This is a genomic window from Labilibacter marinus, assembly GCF_001659685.2.
Taxonomy (GTDB): domain Bacteria; phylum Bacteroidota; class Bacteroidia; order Bacteroidales; family Marinilabiliaceae; genus Saccharicrinis; species Saccharicrinis marinus.
The window spans coordinates 22,290-41,444 of the sequence record NZ_LXYE02000009.1 but is presented as its reverse complement, the minus strand read 5'-3'; the positions used below and the strand labels follow the sequence as shown (position 1 = coordinate 41,444).

General features: G+C 35.8%; 15 protein-coding genes. 3 read left to right on the top strand and 12 right to left on the bottom strand.

Annotated elements, in window-relative coordinates:
• Nucleotides 1–187: 187 nt before the first annotated feature.
• The 7 genes from A8L32_RS03715 to A8L32_RS03685 all read right to left on the bottom strand — a co-directional run bounded on the left by A8L32_RS03715 (nucleotide 188) and on the right by A8L32_RS03685 (nucleotide 6,468).
• Nucleotides 188–613, bottom strand: coding sequence for an arsenate reductase ArsC (locus tag A8L32_RS03715; protein ID WP_075590071.1), 426 nt, complete (start codon nucleotides 611–613; stop codon nucleotides 188–190).
• A 340-nt stretch (nucleotides 614–953) separates the two neighbouring features.
• Nucleotides 954–1,286: an ArsR/SmtB family transcription factor gene (locus A8L32_RS03710; protein ID WP_075590070.1), complete on the bottom strand. Its 333-nt coding sequence runs from the start codon at nucleotides 1,284–1,286 to the stop codon at nucleotides 954–956.
• Between the two features lie 346 nt (nucleotides 1,287–1,632).
• Complete coding sequence (locus A8L32_RS03705) at nucleotides 1,633–2,568, bottom strand: glycosyltransferase family 2 protein (RefSeq protein ID WP_075590069.1); 936 nt, start codon at nucleotides 2,566–2,568, stop codon at nucleotides 1,633–1,635.
• 21 nt (nucleotides 2,569–2,589) lie between these two features.
• Nucleotides 2,590–4,233: an ArnT family glycosyltransferase gene (locus tag A8L32_RS03700; protein ID WP_075590068.1), complete on the bottom strand. Its 1,644-nt coding sequence runs from the start codon at nucleotides 4,231–4,233 to the stop codon at nucleotides 2,590–2,592.
• 187 nt (nucleotides 4,234–4,420) lie between these two features.
• On the bottom strand, nucleotides 4,421–4,987 hold the full coding sequence (locus A8L32_RS03695; protein WP_075590067.1) for a pentapeptide repeat-containing protein: 567 nt from the start codon (nucleotides 4,985–4,987) through the stop codon (nucleotides 4,421–4,423).
• 225 nt (nucleotides 4,988–5,212) lie between these two features.
• A complete protein-coding gene (locus tag A8L32_RS03690) occupies nucleotides 5,213–5,806 on the bottom strand; it encodes a DUF4202 domain-containing protein (protein ID WP_083631168.1) in 594 nt (197 codons plus the stop codon).
• A gap of 146 nt (nucleotides 5,807–5,952) precedes the next feature.
• The gene (locus A8L32_RS03685) at nucleotides 5,953–6,468 is read right to left on the bottom strand and encodes a tetratricopeptide repeat protein (RefSeq protein ID WP_075590065.1); all 516 of its coding nucleotides are present in this window, start codon (nucleotides 6,466–6,468) and stop codon (nucleotides 5,953–5,955) included.
• 271 nt (nucleotides 6,469–6,739) lie between these two features.
• Between A8L32_RS03685 and A8L32_RS03680 the strand changes: the two genes are divergently transcribed.
• The 3 genes from A8L32_RS03680 (at nucleotide 6,740) to A8L32_RS03670 (ending at nucleotide 9,774) form a co-directional block, all read left to right on the top strand.
• Entirely contained in the window at nucleotides 6,740–7,543 is an 804-nt protein-coding gene (locus tag A8L32_RS03680) for a metal-dependent hydrolase (protein WP_075590064.1), read from the top strand.
• Nucleotides 7,544–7,639: 96 nt separating this feature from the next.
• Nucleotides 7,640–8,029, top strand: a complete 390-nt coding sequence (locus A8L32_RS03675; protein WP_075590063.1) for an FKBP-type peptidyl-prolyl cis-trans isomerase — start codon at nucleotides 7,640–7,642, stop codon at nucleotides 8,027–8,029.
• An 86-nt stretch (nucleotides 8,030–8,115) separates the two neighbouring features.
• Nucleotides 8,116–9,774 (top strand): ATP-binding protein, encoded by a 1,659-nt coding sequence (locus A8L32_RS03670; RefSeq protein ID WP_075590062.1) that lies wholly within the window; start codon nucleotides 8,116–8,118, stop codon nucleotides 9,772–9,774.
• A gap of 254 nt (nucleotides 9,775–10,028) precedes the next feature.
• Here the strand turns inward: A8L32_RS03670 and A8L32_RS03665 are convergent, their stop codons facing one another.
• The 5 genes from A8L32_RS03665 to A8L32_RS03645 all read right to left on the bottom strand — a co-directional run bounded on the left by A8L32_RS03665 (nucleotide 10,029) and on the right by A8L32_RS03645 (nucleotide 18,991).
• A complete protein-coding gene (locus A8L32_RS03665; protein ID WP_075590061.1) occupies nucleotides 10,029–12,383 on the bottom strand; it encodes a glycoside hydrolase family 3 N-terminal domain-containing protein in 2,355 nt (784 codons plus the stop codon).
• 104 nt (nucleotides 12,384–12,487) lie between these two features.
• Complete coding sequence (locus A8L32_RS03660; protein WP_075590060.1) at nucleotides 12,488–13,987, bottom strand: sulfatase family protein; 1,500 nt, start codon at nucleotides 13,985–13,987, stop codon at nucleotides 12,488–12,490.
• 282 nt (nucleotides 13,988–14,269) lie between these two features.
• Complete coding sequence (locus A8L32_RS03655) at nucleotides 14,270–15,778, bottom strand: sulfatase family protein (protein WP_075590059.1); 1,509 nt, start codon at nucleotides 15,776–15,778, stop codon at nucleotides 14,270–14,272.
• 137 nt (nucleotides 15,779–15,915) lie between these two features.
• Complete coding sequence (locus A8L32_RS03650; RefSeq protein ID WP_083631166.1) at nucleotides 15,916–17,157, bottom strand: LamG domain-containing protein; 1,242 nt, start codon at nucleotides 17,155–17,157, stop codon at nucleotides 15,916–15,918.
• A gap of 34 nt (nucleotides 17,158–17,191) precedes the next feature.
• Nucleotides 17,192–18,991 (bottom strand): alkaline phosphatase D family protein, encoded by a 1,800-nt coding sequence (locus A8L32_RS03645; protein ID WP_075590057.1) that lies wholly within the window; start codon nucleotides 18,989–18,991, stop codon nucleotides 17,192–17,194.
• Between the last annotated feature and the right edge of the window lie 164 nt (nucleotides 18,992–19,155).

Genomic DNA, 19,155 nt, shown 5'->3' with positions numbered 1-19,155 from the left:
ACAAAAAGTCCGCCGACTGCAACACTCGCTTACCCACTATTTTCTTGCTTTTGAGACAGAAAGAACTCGCTAACGCTCAAACAGCTTTCTGTCTTCTCAACATCAAGAAATGTGGGTCCCAAGCTGCGTTGCTGATGTCGAAAGCTCGACCTAGAACTTTATTTTGTTTAAAGGCAAATTCCCTGAATTATAACTGAGGTTTAATATCCTCGGTGTATAACTTGTAGAATCCTTCTTTAATTTCATCTCTTACTCTAATAAATTCGCTCCGGATAAATTCTTCTGTTCCCTCGGCATGTGAAGGATCATCGAAACCAATGTGTAAACGTTTTTTTACTTTCCCTGTAAATGCAGGACATGCTTCGTTGGCTCCTCCGCAAACGGTAATTACATAATCCCACTCGTCATTTAAAAATTTGCTAACGGAATCTGATGAATGTCCGCTGATATCTAAACCTATTTCGGCCATTGCTTTTACAGCTCCTGGGTTTAATTTACCAGAGGCTTCTGTCCCTGCTGATTCAACAGTGATGTTTTTGTCGAAAGATTGTAAAAAACCGTGCGCCATTTGGCTACGGCAACTATTACCTGTACATAAAATTAATACCTTCATATTTTTATAATTTATTGTTATTTACATTTCACTATTGTCCAGTAAAACTATTTTCATTTGAAATATTTCCTTTTGTCTCAAGCCGACGGGCTTTTCATTTTTACCTACAGCAGCAAAAACGGAAACAAAAAATGCCGCCACTACTGATAAAATTGCTAAAAATCAAATCGTTTCACTAAAATAAAAGAACTCGCTTCGCTCAAACAGCTTTGATTTTTTACGTTACACTCTTTGATTTTCTTAACGCATTTTATCAAAGGTGGAAAAACAACCCTCCTTCGAGAGAAACACATTTAATACTGCATCCTTACATCATACCTAAAAAGTCTACCGAACCCCATTATTTACATGTGTATGTTTCTGTATTTAAAGCATCAAAAAAATCGAGAGAGCTACGTTTAAGCTCTTCTATTTTCGATACATTTAAACAGTACTTTGTTTTAACTCCCTCAATTTCGCCTTGAATTAAACCTACTGCTTTTAGTTCTTTGATATGCTGATTTACTGTTGTTCTGCTTAAGGGCAATTCATCTGAAATATCTCCTGTTATGCAAGACTTTGCTTCTGCTATAAATTTGAGTATTTGTAAACGGGCAGGATGAGAAAGCGCCTTAAATAAATTAGCTTGCTCACTTAAACTCTTTTCAAATAATTCTGACTTTGATTGTACCATATCTTATTATTACGACGCAAATATACGTCATAATTTAATGCGACGTATAAATACGTCATTAAGTTAATGTTAAAAATAAAAAAATACGACTTTATGGTGTGCTCCCTTTAAGAATAGTGAAACTCCCTATATTTACATTGTCCTCCCAAGATAGGGCCTTATCCTCCGCTTATAGTTCACTGTCCTCCTAGGGAGGACGGGAGATAAGCTAGGGAGGACGAGCTAAAATACGCGGAGGACAGCTCAAGAATAGGGAGGATCAACTAAAATAGACGGAGGAGGCAAAAAAAATCCGGCAGGTTAAGAAAACCAGCCGGAGGACAATTATAATATAACTTCTTTCGACTTAAATACTTTCACTCTTCCTTACCTGATATATTTTCTTTTGCTGCGATTCGTGGTTGGTACGCATTAATAGGTCAAGTGTAATACCTGTCATGATGAGTTGGAAACCTCCTAAAAGGAAAATGATTGCAGCAAAAATTAATGGTCGTCCCCAAATGTCTTCTCCCAATATTTTTAGGATGAGTAGGTACACCATTAATAAACTACCTATGGCAAAACTTCCAGCACCAATAGGGCCTAGAAAGTGCATTGGTTTTTGCGCATACTTGTTGGTAAAGCGCATTAATATTAAATCGCTGATTACCTTAAATGTTCTGGATAAACCATATTTAGATTCTCCTACTACACGTGCTCTATGGTTTACAGGAATTTGCTCTACTTTTGCACCTTCGTTAATGGCCAAAATAGCAATAAAACGGTGCATCTCGCCATAAAGCGGAATATCTTTAGCTATCTCGCTTTTAAAAACTTTGATGGCACAACCGTTATCTATAATCTCAGTATCGGATACTTTACGAACCAGAGAGTTGGCAATTTTTGAAGGAATCTTACGCAATAACATGCCGTCCTTACGTTGTGCTCTGATACCTGTTACCACATCACAATCCTTCTCTTTCATCACACGCATCATCTCAACTAAATCGGCAGGATCATTTTGCAAATCACCATCTAAAGTAGCAATTACATCACCTGTAGCATAATCAATACCCGCCTTTAAAGCAGGACACTGACCGTAGTTCTTTCTTAGGTCGATTAACACTACATTTTTATTCTTCTGCTCCTTAATCTCCTCTACCGTTTTATCTCGCGAACCATCATTAATCAATATGGTTTCAAAATCGTATTCCGATGGATTTAGGGCATCATAAACCTGGTCTACTAAGGGGCCAATGTTACCCTGCTCGTTATACACAGGAATAACTACAGATATCTTCATTATATTATGTCTTTTAATTTCTTACTTAACCTTGATTAAATACACCTTCTTAAGGCTTTTTTCGCGCGTTGCAGGATTTAAAAACTCACCTGACATTTGAGATATTTTTTTATGCAAAAAAACTTTCTCCACAGCTATTCTATCGCCAGCCAAACTACGCACATCTTCAATTCCTTTTTGGTCGGTTATCAACCAAAAGTTCTTATTATCCATCGCTGCGGTTAATTCTTCTTTATCTTTACTCCACAACGAAATTTTAGATGGATAATAGTAAGTCTCAAAGTCCTTATATTTATAGGTATATAAATCTTCATTATCCGCTGCCAATGCTGAATATGCTCTACTGGCAGCTATTCCACCATGATACTTAAAGGCCTCAGGAATAAAATGCGCATTAAGCACAAAATTAAGACTTATAGATGAAACCACTAAGGGAATAATTAACTTATTCAGTAAACTCCCCTTGGGCAATGCAAAGTAAATAGTAAACCCTAAACCAATTATTACAGGAATCCAAACCAGTAGATTAGCTGTTTTAAAAACAAATCCTAATATAAAAGCCAGTACAAACCAAGCAATAAATAACATCAGGTTTCGCGCTCCCATCAACCATTTTCCTAGTTTGGCATGGTTATTTTCTACCACGCCCTTATACACAAACTGAGCCACTATAATAGATAAAAATGGTATAACAGGATATAGATAATGTGGTGCTTTTTGGCCAGCTATAGAAAGTATTAAAGTATATACTATCGTAACTGAATAGGTAAAATACTCTGGACGAATAAAGCGATCAGCACCTTTTTTTGTAAAGAAACCTTTGATATGATTTCCGAATGTGATGAAAGCAAACAAAGACCAAGGCAGATAAATATAGATTAAGGTGTGCAGATAAAAACTCATATCACCATCTACACCGCCTCCACCATTGTAGGCTCCATTAATACGCCCTACATTATTCGACCAAAAGAAAAACTCTATTCCTTGCCATCCAAAATTATTATAGTTGCTTAACAAAGTTGGAAATAACACCAAGCCAAGTATTGGAAAGGCCAATAACCAAACAGGGTTAAATACATTTTTCCAATCTTTTTTCAGCACTAAATGCCCCCCCACTGCAAATACAGCTACTGCCAATCCAATAGGTCCTTTAGTAATCATGGCTAAACCAATAAATACAAAACCTAAAATAAAATTGATGACTTTTTTATTTTGCAAGAAGTGAACTATAAACGAAACTCCAATAACCACATTGGCCGTTAGCAAGGCATCAGTATGTAAATCATCGTGATACAAAAACATCATTTCGGAAGTAGCATACATGAGAGCTGCCAATTTGCCTACCTGACAGCCATAGAACAACTTGGTTGTTTTAAACAGTGCATAAACACTGGCAATGCTAAATAACAAGGTGGGCAGCTTAAAGGCAAAAAGCGACATCCCAAAAATATGGAAAGAAATACTGCTCAACCAAAATATAAGATGTGGTTTGTGTAGATATGGATCGCCATGAATGGTAGGAGTCATCCAATCGCCACTTTCGAACATGGCACGACTAACTGCTGCATACTTGGCTGAATCAATTCCAACCTCTGGAAATAAACCTATTACATAAACAATAAGGGCAGCTATTATTAAGCCCAACCCTAGCTTTTTATTGTCCATACGTGATGTTAACTTTTTTGCGTTATAACTAAGCGCAAATATATTACTTTAATCGTTACTATTGAGTATAAAGTAAAAAGACAAAAGCATTAAGATTTAAACACAATACGATAAGCATGTTAGTTAACTAGAATCAAAACCTGCCATAGTTCTTCATGCTTTTGTATTGTTCTGGAAAGAATAATATTTAATCAATAATGATATTGTATTTATGTAATAAACCAGCTAATCCGTTGGTGGAAAACTTAGCTTTTCGGATTGAATTACTTTCAGGATTAATATTGAAGTTGAAGGCTGTTCTAAAATCGGCTTTTTCAAGATGGGTTCTATCGAATACCGAACCGCTTAAATCACAGTCGGAAAATACGGACTCGGTCAATTGTGTTTCTGTAAAATCAACCTCAATCATACGGCAATTAATAAATCTTGTTTTTTTGATATTGAGCTTATAAAATGTAGCATAATCCAACACACAATCCTGAAAGTTAAAATCTAAAGAAAAGGAATTACATTCATCAAATTGTAAGCCCATCATCTTGCAGTTTTTAAAGGCGACTTCTCTAAAAGCGCAATCATTCAGTTTTACATTACTCAGGTCGCAATCTATAAATTCGCACTCTACAAATGTATAGGAAGATAAATTTCCTTCTGAAAAATTGCAGTTTTTAAAGCTGCAATCTTCATATTCGCCTTTAGGCAGATCTTCTATAGTGATATCTTGAAATGATTGACTGACTTGATAATTATTGGACATATATAAAATTGATTATTTGTAATTAGGTTTTAGTTATTGGTGTTAAAATGCACTGCTCAAACACAAAATATAAAGTGGCATTAGATAATACAAAGTAACATTGCTACAAAACCCCAATGCCCCATTATCCATGACAATGCTCCAATAGGGTTAGCTTCATTAGCTAGCTCTAAATTACCTTGCCAATTAATTTCTAGATGGTTCTTATAGCTACTAAGATATCAACTAACTAACCGCTTCTAAAACCAAGCTTTTAACATCTTCCTTAAAGCTTATTTTCAATGCAGCTTGGTGCCCCTGATCCGACATTTTAAGCCAAGTATTTTTAATAATTCTTTTTAACTTCTCCTTATCCTCTTTATGCTTCGCTATAAAATCATCTAAATAAAACTCTAAAAACACCACGCATACCACATCTTCCAACAATTGACTATCTGTACTACTTTTAAGATTCTTCTTTTCAATCATATCCTTAATGATACCTATTGAATCTGCGTTGTAAGCTACTTCGTTTAAAATATCTTCCGTTTTATTGGCTTGATAAGTATATAGGTAAGTTCGCCATTGATGGTATCCTTTTCTATCCATTGGGTAAGTGTTTCTAGGAATTTCCCACCTGAATAAATGCTGACACCTTGCTGCTAAATAAACCTCTTCGGATGCATCTTTTTGAAATGCTTCGAGTGCTGCAATCATTCGTTTAGCATATAGAAACTCCTTAGGATATTCTACTCCATCAACCGAGACTAACTCAGTATTTTCTTGATATGCCTTATCTATTAACGCTATAGCTTGTTCGTATTGTTTCGTAAACATCATTTTGTCTTTTATTAATGATACAGCTTGATGCCATTATTTGTTTAATATGAAATTAAACTTTTCAAAACATGCAACAACCTGAAACAAAAAAGCCTCCATGATTAAATCAAAGAGGCTTGTTATGTTTTATAATATTTGAAACGTGCTTATATACGTTTCATCATACCTTCTATTTCCTTGATTTGAGCAGTCATCATTTTTCGTTTATCTAACTTCTTGGTTTCTTTTAGATAATACGTGGCTAACTTTTTATTTCGCTGAGATAAATATATACCCGACAAATTTAGTTTAGCCATTGCTTGATCACTATTTGTTCTTAAACCAGTTTTTAAGGCTTTCTTTAAACTTTTTTCTGCTTTAGAATTTTGGTGCTTTTGCCCTTCTATCAATCCAGTTAAGAAATAATAGTATGCTTCCTGACTTTTAATCAAATTCTCAGGCTTTTTTACTGTTGCCAAAATAGCCTCTGCTTTTGCAAACTTATTTTTTCGTACAAAAAAGAAGGCCATAAGGTTGGCTTCATTTTTAAAATGAAATAAAACAAATAAGGCTGAAATAATAGAAGCAGTCACGCCCCATCCAATAAAGCCTTCCATAAAAAGAAATACGGATCCTGCACATATAACAACGGCAATAATCAATCGTATATATTTTCCAATCATAATTATATTATTAAATATTCTGAAGCACAAAAAAAGCATTTTTTAGTAGAATTCGAGCATTAAATAGTCCTGTTTTGCCATTTACTTACCAACAAAAAAATTGGTCTTTATTTACAATGGACCTAACTCTCGCTTTTACAAACACTTGAATACAATAATTCATTCCAACTATATGCCGTTAAAACCTAAACTCTTTTTAGCAAATTGTTGTTTTTAATCATAGCAGCTTATTTTTACAATTTAATTTACGATAATAAGATCAGGTTTTAACATGGATATTCTCTCTCATACGCTATCAGGAGTAGCAGTAGGTGCACTTATAGCAAATCAAGTTAATGGTTCCTTTTCCAAAAAAGCCGGTCTAATAGCATTGGGAGGTATAGCTGGAGCATTCCCTGATGTTGATGCCATTTCTATGTGGTCGGGTTTCGATGGTACGTTTGGTAAATGGTTTAACTTAGTTATACCTGGCCGAGAAATATTCAGTGCCCAGTTATGGTATTCGCATCATGCTTTCTTTCATTCTCTATTGGCAGCTCTATTATTTTCTACGCTCATAGGTCTTGGCATCTATTTTAAAAATTATTTAAAAATAACTGCAACAACTACTAGAGAAAAGATATATTATACACTACCGTATATGCTCGTTTTTATGGGAGGTTTTCTTATTCATATATTTCAAGATATGCCCACTCCAGGAGGTAGTTGGGGAGGTGTGGCTTTTTGGTGGCCTTCGGCCAATTATTCTGGAGGAACTGGAAGTACCTGGTGGTGGAATAATTATGATGTATTTTTAATTATTTTCTCAACAGTTTGTATCAACATAGCTCTTCTTTTTCTTAAATCTAAACATAGAAATATTGCTCGTATAAGCAGCATACTAATTTTTGTGTTTGCCATTAGCATCAGTATATCACAATTTAATAAGCGAGGTTTTGATTTTTCATATTATAAAAACGGAACCCCATATCCTTTATGCGAAGAGAAATCAAAGGAAATTCAACAGGAAATTTTAGGTGACAAATTATACAAAGCCATGCGTTGGTTGGATAAAAAGATTCCAGTAGCGTTTTAACTTTGCAGACATCCAACAAAATACATCTTTCAAAAAATTCAATTTAAAAACCTAGCAATAAAGCTATTGACTCAAGACTAAAAACCAGCGTAATCAATGAAACCAAAATTTAAACATCAAAACGAAGAGGAAATAAAAGCATATTTAGCCCAACACAACTTATCCGCCGAATGTACTGATACTGGTTTATATTACCACCTCAGTGCAATTGGAGAAGGAAAACAACCCAACGAAAAATCAAATATATCGATAGCTTATATTGGCTACCTGTGTAATGGTGATATTTTTGACCAAAACACAAAGCTTGAAATTAATTTGCAAGATGTAATTCCTGGATGGACAGAAGGCATTCAACATTTTAATGAAGGAAGCGAAGGCATACTATTTGTTCCTGCTCATTTGGCCTATGGAGATACCGATTACGGTTCTATACCGGGAGGTTCTGTCCTTATTTTTGATATACAATTAATAAAGGTTCATTCATAAAATAAAAGTAAAGCATTACTCATTAGCCTTTTATAATTGCTTTTTTATTGGTATGTTGTATACTTAAATAATAGGAATGCAACTTTATGAGAGATGGGTTAATGAAATACAAGTATGTTTTATGGTGCTTTATTCTTGTAGGATTCACTTATTCCTGCGGCTTATCTGACAAACAAATTTCATTTACAGAAGAAGAGCAATTATGGATTAATGAACACCAACAAATAGTATTGGCTGTAGATAATTCATATGCTCCCTTAAACTATCTGGATAAAGAAGGAAAACTTACAGGCTTAAATATTGAATTAGTCCGCTTAATTGAAAAACGTATTGGCGTAAAAATACGTTTAGAAGGTTCAAATTGGAATGAGGCTCTACAAAAAGCTATGAACCATGAAGTAGATGGTTTAATAAATGCTTCTCCTCTTGCCGAAAGAAAAGCCAAGCTCAACTTCAGTAATTCTTTTTTTAAAGATCCCCTGGCACTTGTAACGTACAAGGATAATGACATTCAAGATTTTGAAAATGTACAATTTCAAAGGATAGCTGCCAAACAAGGAAGTCAACACCTTAAAGTTCTTGAAAGCAAGATACCTAAGCACCTTACTATCCCCATTAAAACACTCAACGAAGGTATTCAACTATTATCTTCCAAACAGATTGATGGTATTTATGATGATTTAGCACCACTGTATCATATTCTTTCTTCAGAGGGCTACAGTCATCTTAAAATTGCCTTTATTGAACCGAGTGAGAATGGTGCGCGCATTGCTATTAGAAATAATGCTCCAATTTTACTGTCCATTTTAAACAAAGCCATTGAGAGTATCACTTCAGAAGAGCGTATACTCATTCAAAATAAATGGCTTAGTTTCACACCCGAGCGCGACTATAAAGTATTTTACTTGGCCATTGCAATTCTAATATCCTTTGTATTACTAATTAGTTTATGGACTTGGGCATTAAAAACAATGGTAAACAAACGTACCAATGAACTTAAAAAAGAATTACAAAGACGCAAAGAAACCGAAAAACTACTTATTGAAGCCAAAGAGAAAGCCGAGGAAAGCGATCGTTTAAAATCAGCTTTTCTAGCCAATATTAGTCACGAAATTAGAACACCCATGAATGGTATTGTAGGCTTTTCGGAATTACTACTGGTGGGTAGTTTTACCCTTGAAGAGCAAAACAAATATCATGAACTGGTTTTAAATAATTCGAAGCAGCTACTTTCTATCATTAATGATTTAGTCAACATATCAAAACTCGAAGCAAAGCTTGTGGAGGTAGTTAAGTCTAAAATAGATATATCTAAGATGTTTGAGGGTTTACAATCGGTGTTTAACTTAAGGGTAAAAGGTACTAACATTGAGCTTTCATACGCTAACGGTTTAGATGCCAACAAGGAAATATTTTTAGATGAAGTAAAGCTAAAACAGGTATTAACTAACTTAATAAGTAATGCTATTAAGAACACCGAAAATGGGTATGTGAGATTTGGAGTTTGTGAGCTAGCGGATAAAAAACTAAAGTTTACAGTAGAAGATAGCGGATTGGGTATAAAACCTGAGAATCATAAAAATATATTCAATCGTTTTTGGAAAGTTAAAAGCGGAGCCAACGAAGGAGGTACTGGTTTAGGTTTAGCCATATCTAAAGCTCACGTAGAACTTATGGGCGGAGAAATATGGGTTGAATCAGAAATTAATCAAGGTGCTAAGTTTTATTTTACTATTCCATTTTAAGGGAGGCTACTTGTTATAAATTCCAATCGAGGGATAAAAGTATCATTTTACACATTTCTAATCATCAGGGATTTCATCCCTAAAATCCTGACTTTCTATTCTTGAAAAAAGAAACAACGAAAAGAAACTCATGACCATAATGAGGTTCCATTTGATATATATCTTCAATCAACCTTTTAAATCGCATAATAAACAAAATGCCCGATATCACATCAAGTAACATCGGGCATCATTCTAGTATATTAAGCTATCGCTTATTCATTTTGGGAGAAGAATACCTCTCGCCCATTTTCTAATATTAAATTATCTCCTTTCAAAATAACATCACCAGTTAATCTGATATCGGTACACGATGCTCCAATTTTAAAAGCATAATCTCCTGCTTCAATCAGCCATTGTCCATTTTTATATTCAACTAATTGCTGAGGCGAAACGTTAAATTTGATATTTTTTGATTCTCCTGCCTTTAACTGAACACGTTGAAAACCTTTTAATAAAATCGGTTTCATGCTTGTGTTAGCATTTTTGGGAGATACATATAATTGAACTACCTCAGTACCATCCATTGTACCCGAATTGCTTATTTTGCAAGAAATCGTAAACCTATCCGCACCAATCTTAACTTTAGCAGGCATTTTTATATCACTATAAATATAATTGGTATACGACATTCCATAACCAAAAGGATATTGAACCAGCTCCTCATTTGAACCATCCTGATAGTTAATCTCCACTTTTTCTTCTGTACGCGGATAAGAAACACAAAGCTTACCTGATGGATTTACATTTCCTAATAGCACATCAGCCACTGCATTTCCTCCTTCCTCACCTGGAAACCATGCCTGAACAACAGCTGCACACTTATCCGAAAAATCACTAATTACTTGCTGGCGGCCACTTAACATTATCAAAACAACAGGTTTGCCCGTTTCAATTAATTTTTCAACAAAAGCCTCTTGTTCTCCTGGCAAACGTATTCCTTTTCGCCACCTTCCTTCTCCGTTTAGCGATAGGTTTTCTCCCATTACCGCAATAATCACATCACTTTCTTTAGATATTTTCAAGGCGGTTTCTAAATTTGGCTGAGGAAGACCTTGAATAGTCATCAGCTTAAGCTTTTCTATACGACTATCACCAAATCCGCTTTTATCTATTTGCGCTTCCAATGGAGCACTCCAGTCACATCCTCTTTCGTGTAATATCTCTACATCTTTGCTCACCCTGTTTTTTAAGCCTTCTAATACTGTAACCAACTTAGGGTTATTTTTATCAAATTCCGTTTGTTTCCAAAAGGCACGCATCCCTTGGTAAGTGTAATCTCCCAGTAAACCATGAACAGTTGCGGCATTAGGTCCGACTATGGCAATTCTCTTCACATCATCCTTAAGCGGAAGGATTCCATCGTTTTCTAACAAAACAATAGACTGACAGGCGGTTTCATAAGCTAGTTTTCTAAAAGCAGGAGGGTCAAAATCTAAATCTCCATCTTTTCCAATAACTGGAGTTTCATCTAGCAAACCTAATTTAGCTTTCATTATTAACGAACGTTTGACAGCTCCATCTATAAGCTCTTCAGTTACCACACCTTGTTTTAAAGCCTCTTTTAATTTAGGAAACATAGTTGGCGAAGATAGCTCAACATCCATTCCTGCATTTAAAGCCAATGCTGCTGCCATGGTACTATCTTTAGCAACTTTGTATTTTTTATAAATCATACTAATGGCACCATAATCGCTCACTACTAAGCCATCGAAACCTGCATCTCTGCGCAACACTTGGTCGAGCATAGTTGGACTAGCTGCCACAGGTAATGCTTTGTAAACACCATAGGACGGCATAACACTTTTAGCACCTGCTATTTTAAAACAAGCCTCGTGAGGCATCAAGTATTCCTCGTACAACATTTTTGAATTGTTGTTTTTGGTACCATAACCCGCAAAGTGTTTTACGGTAGCAGCCACACCTGTTCTAAAATCATCACCTTGTAATCCTTTAACAAAAGCCACTCCCATACGAGAAGTTAAATAAGCATCTTCTCCATAACTTTCTTGATGACGGTTAAAGTGGGCGGTACGGCTTAAATCTAACATAGGTGAAAGTGCAAATGTAGCTCCTGCAGCTCTCATATTTTGAGCCGACGAGTTGGTGTTTTTCTCTACTAATTCAGGATTCCAGGTACAACCTACACCAATTTGTTGCGGAAAAGTAGTGGCGCCTAAGGTCGCAAATCCAGTAATCGCTTCTTCATGAAAAATAGCGGGTATCTTTAACCTTGTATCCGTCATTAAATAATGCTGAATCTCTCTCACCAAATCTCTTAAATCTTCTGGCTCTAGTTCTTGTCCTGATGAAAACTGACAAAAATGACCGATTCCATGAGGGATATGCTCACGACATTTTTCGATGGATATTTTGCCATCCTCCATAATATCGCGGATACGCGTGCCCATTATCTGAGCAAGCTTTTCATCCAAAGTCATATCAGCCATTAAGGCTTCTACCTTTGCGTCTATCTCTGGACTCGAATAGGGTTTATTCACAGTTTTTTGCGCATGTATCACTAAGTTACACGCAAAAACCACCATTAATATTAGTAAATGATTTTTCATTATTTAAACAATTGATTATAAAACAAGCAACCCCAGCAATAAACTACTGGGGCTGCTTTTATACTATCTAATTTTATTTCAACTAGACTTCTTAAAAATTAGTCTTACTTCACTAAAGTTGAATATCCTTTACCACGAATCGCTTCAAACTCCTCAGTCATTTCTTTCAATTTCTTAGGGTTGCTTTCCGCTAAATTATCCTTCTGTCCAATATCTTCTTTTAAATTATACAGTTGAAATTCAGGAGCAATAGCCGTTTCGTTACCCGATTTCCAACTCATTGGACTTCCTTTATATGGAGGAATCATTGCCCAATCTCCTTTTCGATAAGCCGTTTTACCGTTCGCTTCAATAATTAGGTTTGTTCTACCTTTTTTACTCTTTCCTAAAAGAGCGGATAAAACATCCTCACTGTCATTATTTTCAGCTTCAGCACCAACCATTTTTGCTAAAGAAGCTAAAAGATCTACCTGACAAACCATAGCATCAGAAACACCTGGTTTAATAGTTCCTTTCCAATAAGTCATAAATGGCACACGTGGACCAGCTTCAAACATACTGTACTTTCCACCTCTTAAAGCTCCTGCAGGAGTATGATCTCCTAATTTTTCTATTGCATCATCATAATAGCCATCATTTAATACAGGTCCGTTATCACTTGAAAAAACAATTAAAGTATTCTCTAAAATACCTTCTTTCTCTAGCGTTTTCATAAATTCACCAATACACCAATCGGCCTCTAAAATTACATCTCCACGTGGTCCCATTCCAGACTTTCCTACAAATCGAGGGTGTGGAGTACGCGGTACGTGAGGTTGTTGAAGTGCATAATACAAAAAGAAAGGCTTCTCTTTGTGCGAACCAACGTAGTCTTTTACTTTAGCTAAAAAGTGGTCAGCCATATCAATATCTGTCCAAATAGCGGCCTCTCCACCTTTCATATAACCCATACGAGGAATTCCATTTACGATACTACAATTGTGTCCGTGATGCCACTTCATAGTAGTTAGTTCAGGGTTATCCTTTCCTGTTGGTTGTCCTTCAAAGTTCTTTTTATAATCCACAAAAATAGGGTCCTTCGGATCTAAACCATCAATTTTTCCATTATCGATATATACCGTTGGTACACGATCTTGTGTAGCAGCCAAAATATAAGCTTCATCAAAACCTACTTCGTTAGGACCTGGAGCCACATGTTTGTTCCAATCTAAGTTTCCATCACCTAAACCTAAATGCCATTTACCAATAACGGCTGTTTGATACCCTGCTCGTTTTAACATTTTCGGCAATGTCTCTTGCTCAGTAGAAATAATTAAGGGTGCAGAACCTGGAAGAATTCTAGCTTTTTCGTTTCTCCATGGATAAACTCCTGTTAACATACCATATCTACTAGGTGTACAAGTTGCAGATGTAGCATAACCTTGGGTAAACTTAATACCATCATTTGCCAACACATCCATGTTTGGCGTTTTTAACTCTGTTGCTCCGTAAGCACTTAAATCTCCATAACCTAAATCATCCAAATAAACCACAATAATATTTGGTTTTACAGGCTTTGCTGCATTTAAGTTAATCATCATAAAACTCCCTACTAATAGGAGCATAAAGACACTTCTTAATCTCATCTTGGTATTTATATTTAGTATTTAATAATATTTTTTTCCTTATAGAATACTGCGAAATAAAAGTACAATAAGCCTACTAAGCATCATTACCCATTCACTATTCAAACACTATTCACACCTTTAAAACCACATCACTTATTCTATAAACATTGGTAGATATGGATTTATTCAGATTTACATAGGGGTGAAAATGTTACAATAAAAGGGGAATATGAAAACTACAGTAAAAATATCCCCTTTCAGACTATTTTCTAGCGATACCTACTTAGAAGCCATATTGCTTGTTTTTATTTTGCTATCTCGAGTTTGATTATACTTTTTTAATAAGGCATCAATTTTGCTTTTATGCTCAGGGCTATCGATGTAATTCAAATCTTCCTTCTCTTCTGGATTGGTGTTTAAATCATACAATGCCATAGGCTCTCTTAACGTTCCTTCTTTATTGGATTTTAGGATTAACTTCCACCCTTCTTCAATAATGATTAACTCTTTACCTGTACCACTTTGCACCATTAAAAAAGCATGACTCTTGGCATTCTTTTTTTCCTTAAGGATAGGTAATAGATTATATGAATCCATTGCTTGTCCTGCATTAATTTCACCTTTAGTTACAGCAGCTAAAGTAGCCATTACATCAAGCGCCAATATAGGAGCATTAGTCTGATGATGTTTGATTTCTTTAGGCCAACTCACGATAAAAGGAACACGATGTCCCCCTTCGAAACGAGTATTTTTACCACCTCTATATATAGAACTTGATTTATGTCCACTTTTTATAGTTTCACGTCTTTGCAAACCTCCATTATCCGAGGTGAAAACAAAAATAGTATTGTCGTAAACACCTTGTGCTTTAAGCTCTTTAATCATCATACCCATCTGCACATCCAACTCTTTTACCATATCTAAATGAGCAGAAGGCGTTGTTCCTTTTATTTTTATCCCATCTAATGAATCGGATGGTGTATGCGGAAGATGCACTGCTTGAGAGCAGTAATACATAAAGAAAGGTTTTTTCTTATTGGATTGAGCTTTGATATAATCCACTGCTTTATGAACCAACATTGGTCCCATGATATGCGGATCCCAATTACTATCGCCTAATCCTTCTTCCTTATCCAATTTCACATCCAGCTTATCCATCATTAACTGAGTGATAAAGGTAACTTCAGAATCATCTTTTATAGGAACCATCTCACCATTTTCGTAAACCGCATAAGGCATATCCTGAATTCCAGCAGGCATGGTAAAACTATAATCAAAACCTTTTTGTTGCGGTCCATCAATAATCTTGGTGATATCCACATCCCTTTCATGATTAGTACGTGGAGCGCGATAAATTTTCGATGGATCACTTAATCTCTTGTAATCGCCACCCAAGTGCCACTTGCCAAAAAATGCCGTTTGATAACCTACCGACTGCATTAGTCTGCCTAGCGTTAAGTCCTTATCTTTTATTGGAGAAAGCTCATACGAACCCCAAACACCATGTGGCGAAGGAGAACGATAACATGAATTTCCAGTCATCATTCCATATCTGGAAGGAGCACATAAAGCCGCTGGCGCATGCGCCTGTGTAAATACCACCCCAGCATTAGCTAACTTATCAATATTGGGTGTTTCTACAATAATATTATCCGAATGTAATCGCCTATAATGAGAAACATCTCCCAGACCAACATCATCTGCTAATACAACAATAACATTAGGTTTATCCTTAGCAAAAACGGCTAAGGAAATAAAAAGCAGTATAAAAAGAAACTTATTTTTCACGAGAATAGATATTATATAAATACGTAATAACAACTCGGTATGGTTACTTGATTATCATTTGCAATATACAATCCCCTAGCCATCGCAAGGGGAAATTCTAATAGTAAATAATGGGGTTAAATTAAATAGTTTGTAGATTACTTTTTAAAAGTAACAATTAATGTGCTTTCATTGATCACACTCTTATTATCTCCACCAATAGGTTTGATAGCTGCAGTTAATTTATATTCTGAGCCAATATTAAGTTTCTTATCTAATTGTAGCTGAAACGATTTATTGGCATATCCTGCAAAGGCATTAAATGTAGTACTCATAACTTTTTTACCTTCCGCATCTTTTAAAGTAAATTGAATTGTTCGCTTATCGTTGGCTTTATAGCTCATAGGAATAGAAATAGTTTTTCCTTGTGTAAGCTGAAGCTCGGTAGATTCGAACATCACATCTTCGTAATAAAGGTGAATATCAGCTTCTGGAGCTGTTGGTTGATTTATTTCTTTATCCGCATTCACTAACTCATATCCTCTTACCCAATCGTATCGAACCACATTTTTTGTAGTATCTGCCAACTCCTCATCCGTAGGTAACGAAATCCATGGAAATGGATATGTTTCGCAAACCAAACGCATAAACATAGGCTGATCAAAAGGCTTATCACTGACTTTATTGTAGAACTTCTGATATTTTGGCTCACCATTATCGTAGTAATAACTAGCCCTGGTTTCATCGTGCCACCAACCGCCATACACATGAAAATCTGCGGAAGCGAGTTCTTTATCGTTAAACTTTACTTGCGAAGCTCTATGGTCATGCCTCTTTTTATCACAATCGGTATACCAATAGTGCGAGTTTGAATGCATGCCGTTGGCAAAATAACTTCCGTCGAAATCACCATTTCTACCAATACACTCCTGTATATCCCACTCTAAACCATACTTATCACAATCATTTGGCCCATCGAATCCTTTTCCTGAAGAAAACCAAAATGTAGTAGACATAGTAGTTGCTGCAGCTTTTGCTCTGCACTCGTAATAACCTAGAAATACGGACTTCTTAGAAACTACAGCTCCACCTTTTATATTGTATGTTAAATCCTTACCATAAGCATGAATCACGGTATCCTTATCCATCTTTTCGCCTCTAATCTGCAAATAACCATCGGCTACAGAAACCTGGGAAGGCAAAAACAAACCAGGAACTCTACCCTTCCAACTAGGATGATGATCAAGCCATTTTTCGGTATCTAAAGACGTACCATTAAATTCATCGGAAAAATCGGTATTCATCACCCATCTTTTACCCATGGGTGGTTTGGGAGGGTCTGCTTGTAAAGCATTCACAAAACTGATTAAGAGTGCTGCAAGAATATATTTTTTCATCATTATATTATATTAAACGTAATATGTATTCGCTAATTTATTGAACGGTAATTATTTCTTTATTTTTCTTTTTAGCCTCTTTAGCATAATAGTATTTGATACTTTCTCCTTCGCCAACCGCTATTTTGTATTTGCCTGGCAACTGTACTTTAGGTTGATAAGTGTTCATATTAGTACGTATGGAAGAAATCACCTCACTTGTATATGTATTGTACACCGTTACCACTTGCTCTTTTTTAGTCAATTTAAGCGTAGGCAGTTGGTAGCCATCTTTAATTGCAAAATTATCACTCTGCTTAAAAGTCACAGGCCAGCCTTCAAAAGGTTGCCCTCCGTTAAACATATCCACATTACGCTCCCAGCATTCGTAAGTAATTTCGCGTTTGGATTTATTAAATTTAATAATTCCATATCCAGCCGCTCTTCCATGCAATAAGTTTTCTTTTGGAGAATTATCTTCATGCGAAGGATTCATGACAGCATGAACTGTCATTTTATTGTGGAAAGCATCTTCATATTCGCCTGTATAGTCAGGCATACCTTTTACGTGGTTTTTACCCGGGTGATCGGGTTTCCACCAACGCATCCAATAATTAGCTGCAGCAGGAACTGCAAATGAATAACCTGCATTATTCCAGTCTTCAATTCCATGATGTACCACAGAACCTAGGTGCTGATCACCAGCAATCATACAAGCATAACTCTTTCGAATAACACTTAAGGCTCTATTTCTACCTGTTTGAGGCCATCCATTAGAATCTACGCTATAACGTTGTTTTTTATCAATAGTTGGTGAATGTGTAGCTACGTTAGCAAAGATGGTTTGCGATAGTACAGCTTTCATCTCGGCATCCTTCCAATCAGTAGTCCAATCTTCCAAAAAATCCAATTGTCGCTCCCCTAACAGAGTAGCTTCAGGAACATCCATCTCTAAAGTATTATTAAATCGTTTTTTCGGCAAAACACGTTTAGGACCTGACTTAAACTTGCGATCTTCAATAATGGCAAAACTGATTCCGCCCCAAGTATAGCCTGTATAATAAACACCAATACCTTGTTCTATAGGTGTTGGATCATAAGGATCGGGCAAATGACTTGTTTGTGCTCTTTCCACTTCTTGAATATACTCAACAGGCATATAATAACCGCCTTTATTTCCGTCACGAGTATCCGATTTTCGTCCACCATCTCCCCACAGGTTTCCTTGTCCTATATCATGATCATCAGGAATACAGATGGTAGGCGTATTTCTAATAATTTCGCCAAAAGCCTCTCCAAACTTAATCCAGTATTTATAATGCTCGCTATGATCATATACCTGATCGCCAGCAAAAAACAACACATCTGGTTTTAGCTGAGTTAGATTATCGATGATATCTTTTACAGGCTCCTGCCCTCCGTGACGATCGTAAATAGACCAGCACGAAAATGCAGCCATGCTAACTACATCTTTATTTTTAGGGTTTTGCTGAATAACTCCGTCGTAAAAAGCCTTATTGTGATAAGCCACACGATATTCATATTTCTTGGAATCATCCCAATCTTCAATTCTAAAATGTGCAGTATAACCAGGATATTTTATTCTCGATTCTTGAACCGACTCCCATTTCCCACTTTTTTTAATTTGAAGTTCTGCAGTAAAGGGATCGTAATTTTTAATTGGATAAAACTGAGCCGTTAGTTTCAGGGTGTTTTCATGAACCGTATATAAGGCAAAACAAATACGATCTTTTACATCCTGTTTTTTAGGCAATGCCAGTACATCTTTTTGCTGAGCAATTACCGAGCTCGACAATAAGCAAAAGGCAATAAAAAATAGCTTGAGTAGAATTTTCATGATAGTTTTTGATTTAATTTAAATGCCAATTTATATTATAACTATTAAACCATACAGTGCGTAAATAATCATTTAAGATTTGTACAGTTCTTGTATAGTATTAATAAATTTACATCAAATCCTTGTAAATCAAAACAACACTAGCAAATACACAAGGTGGACTC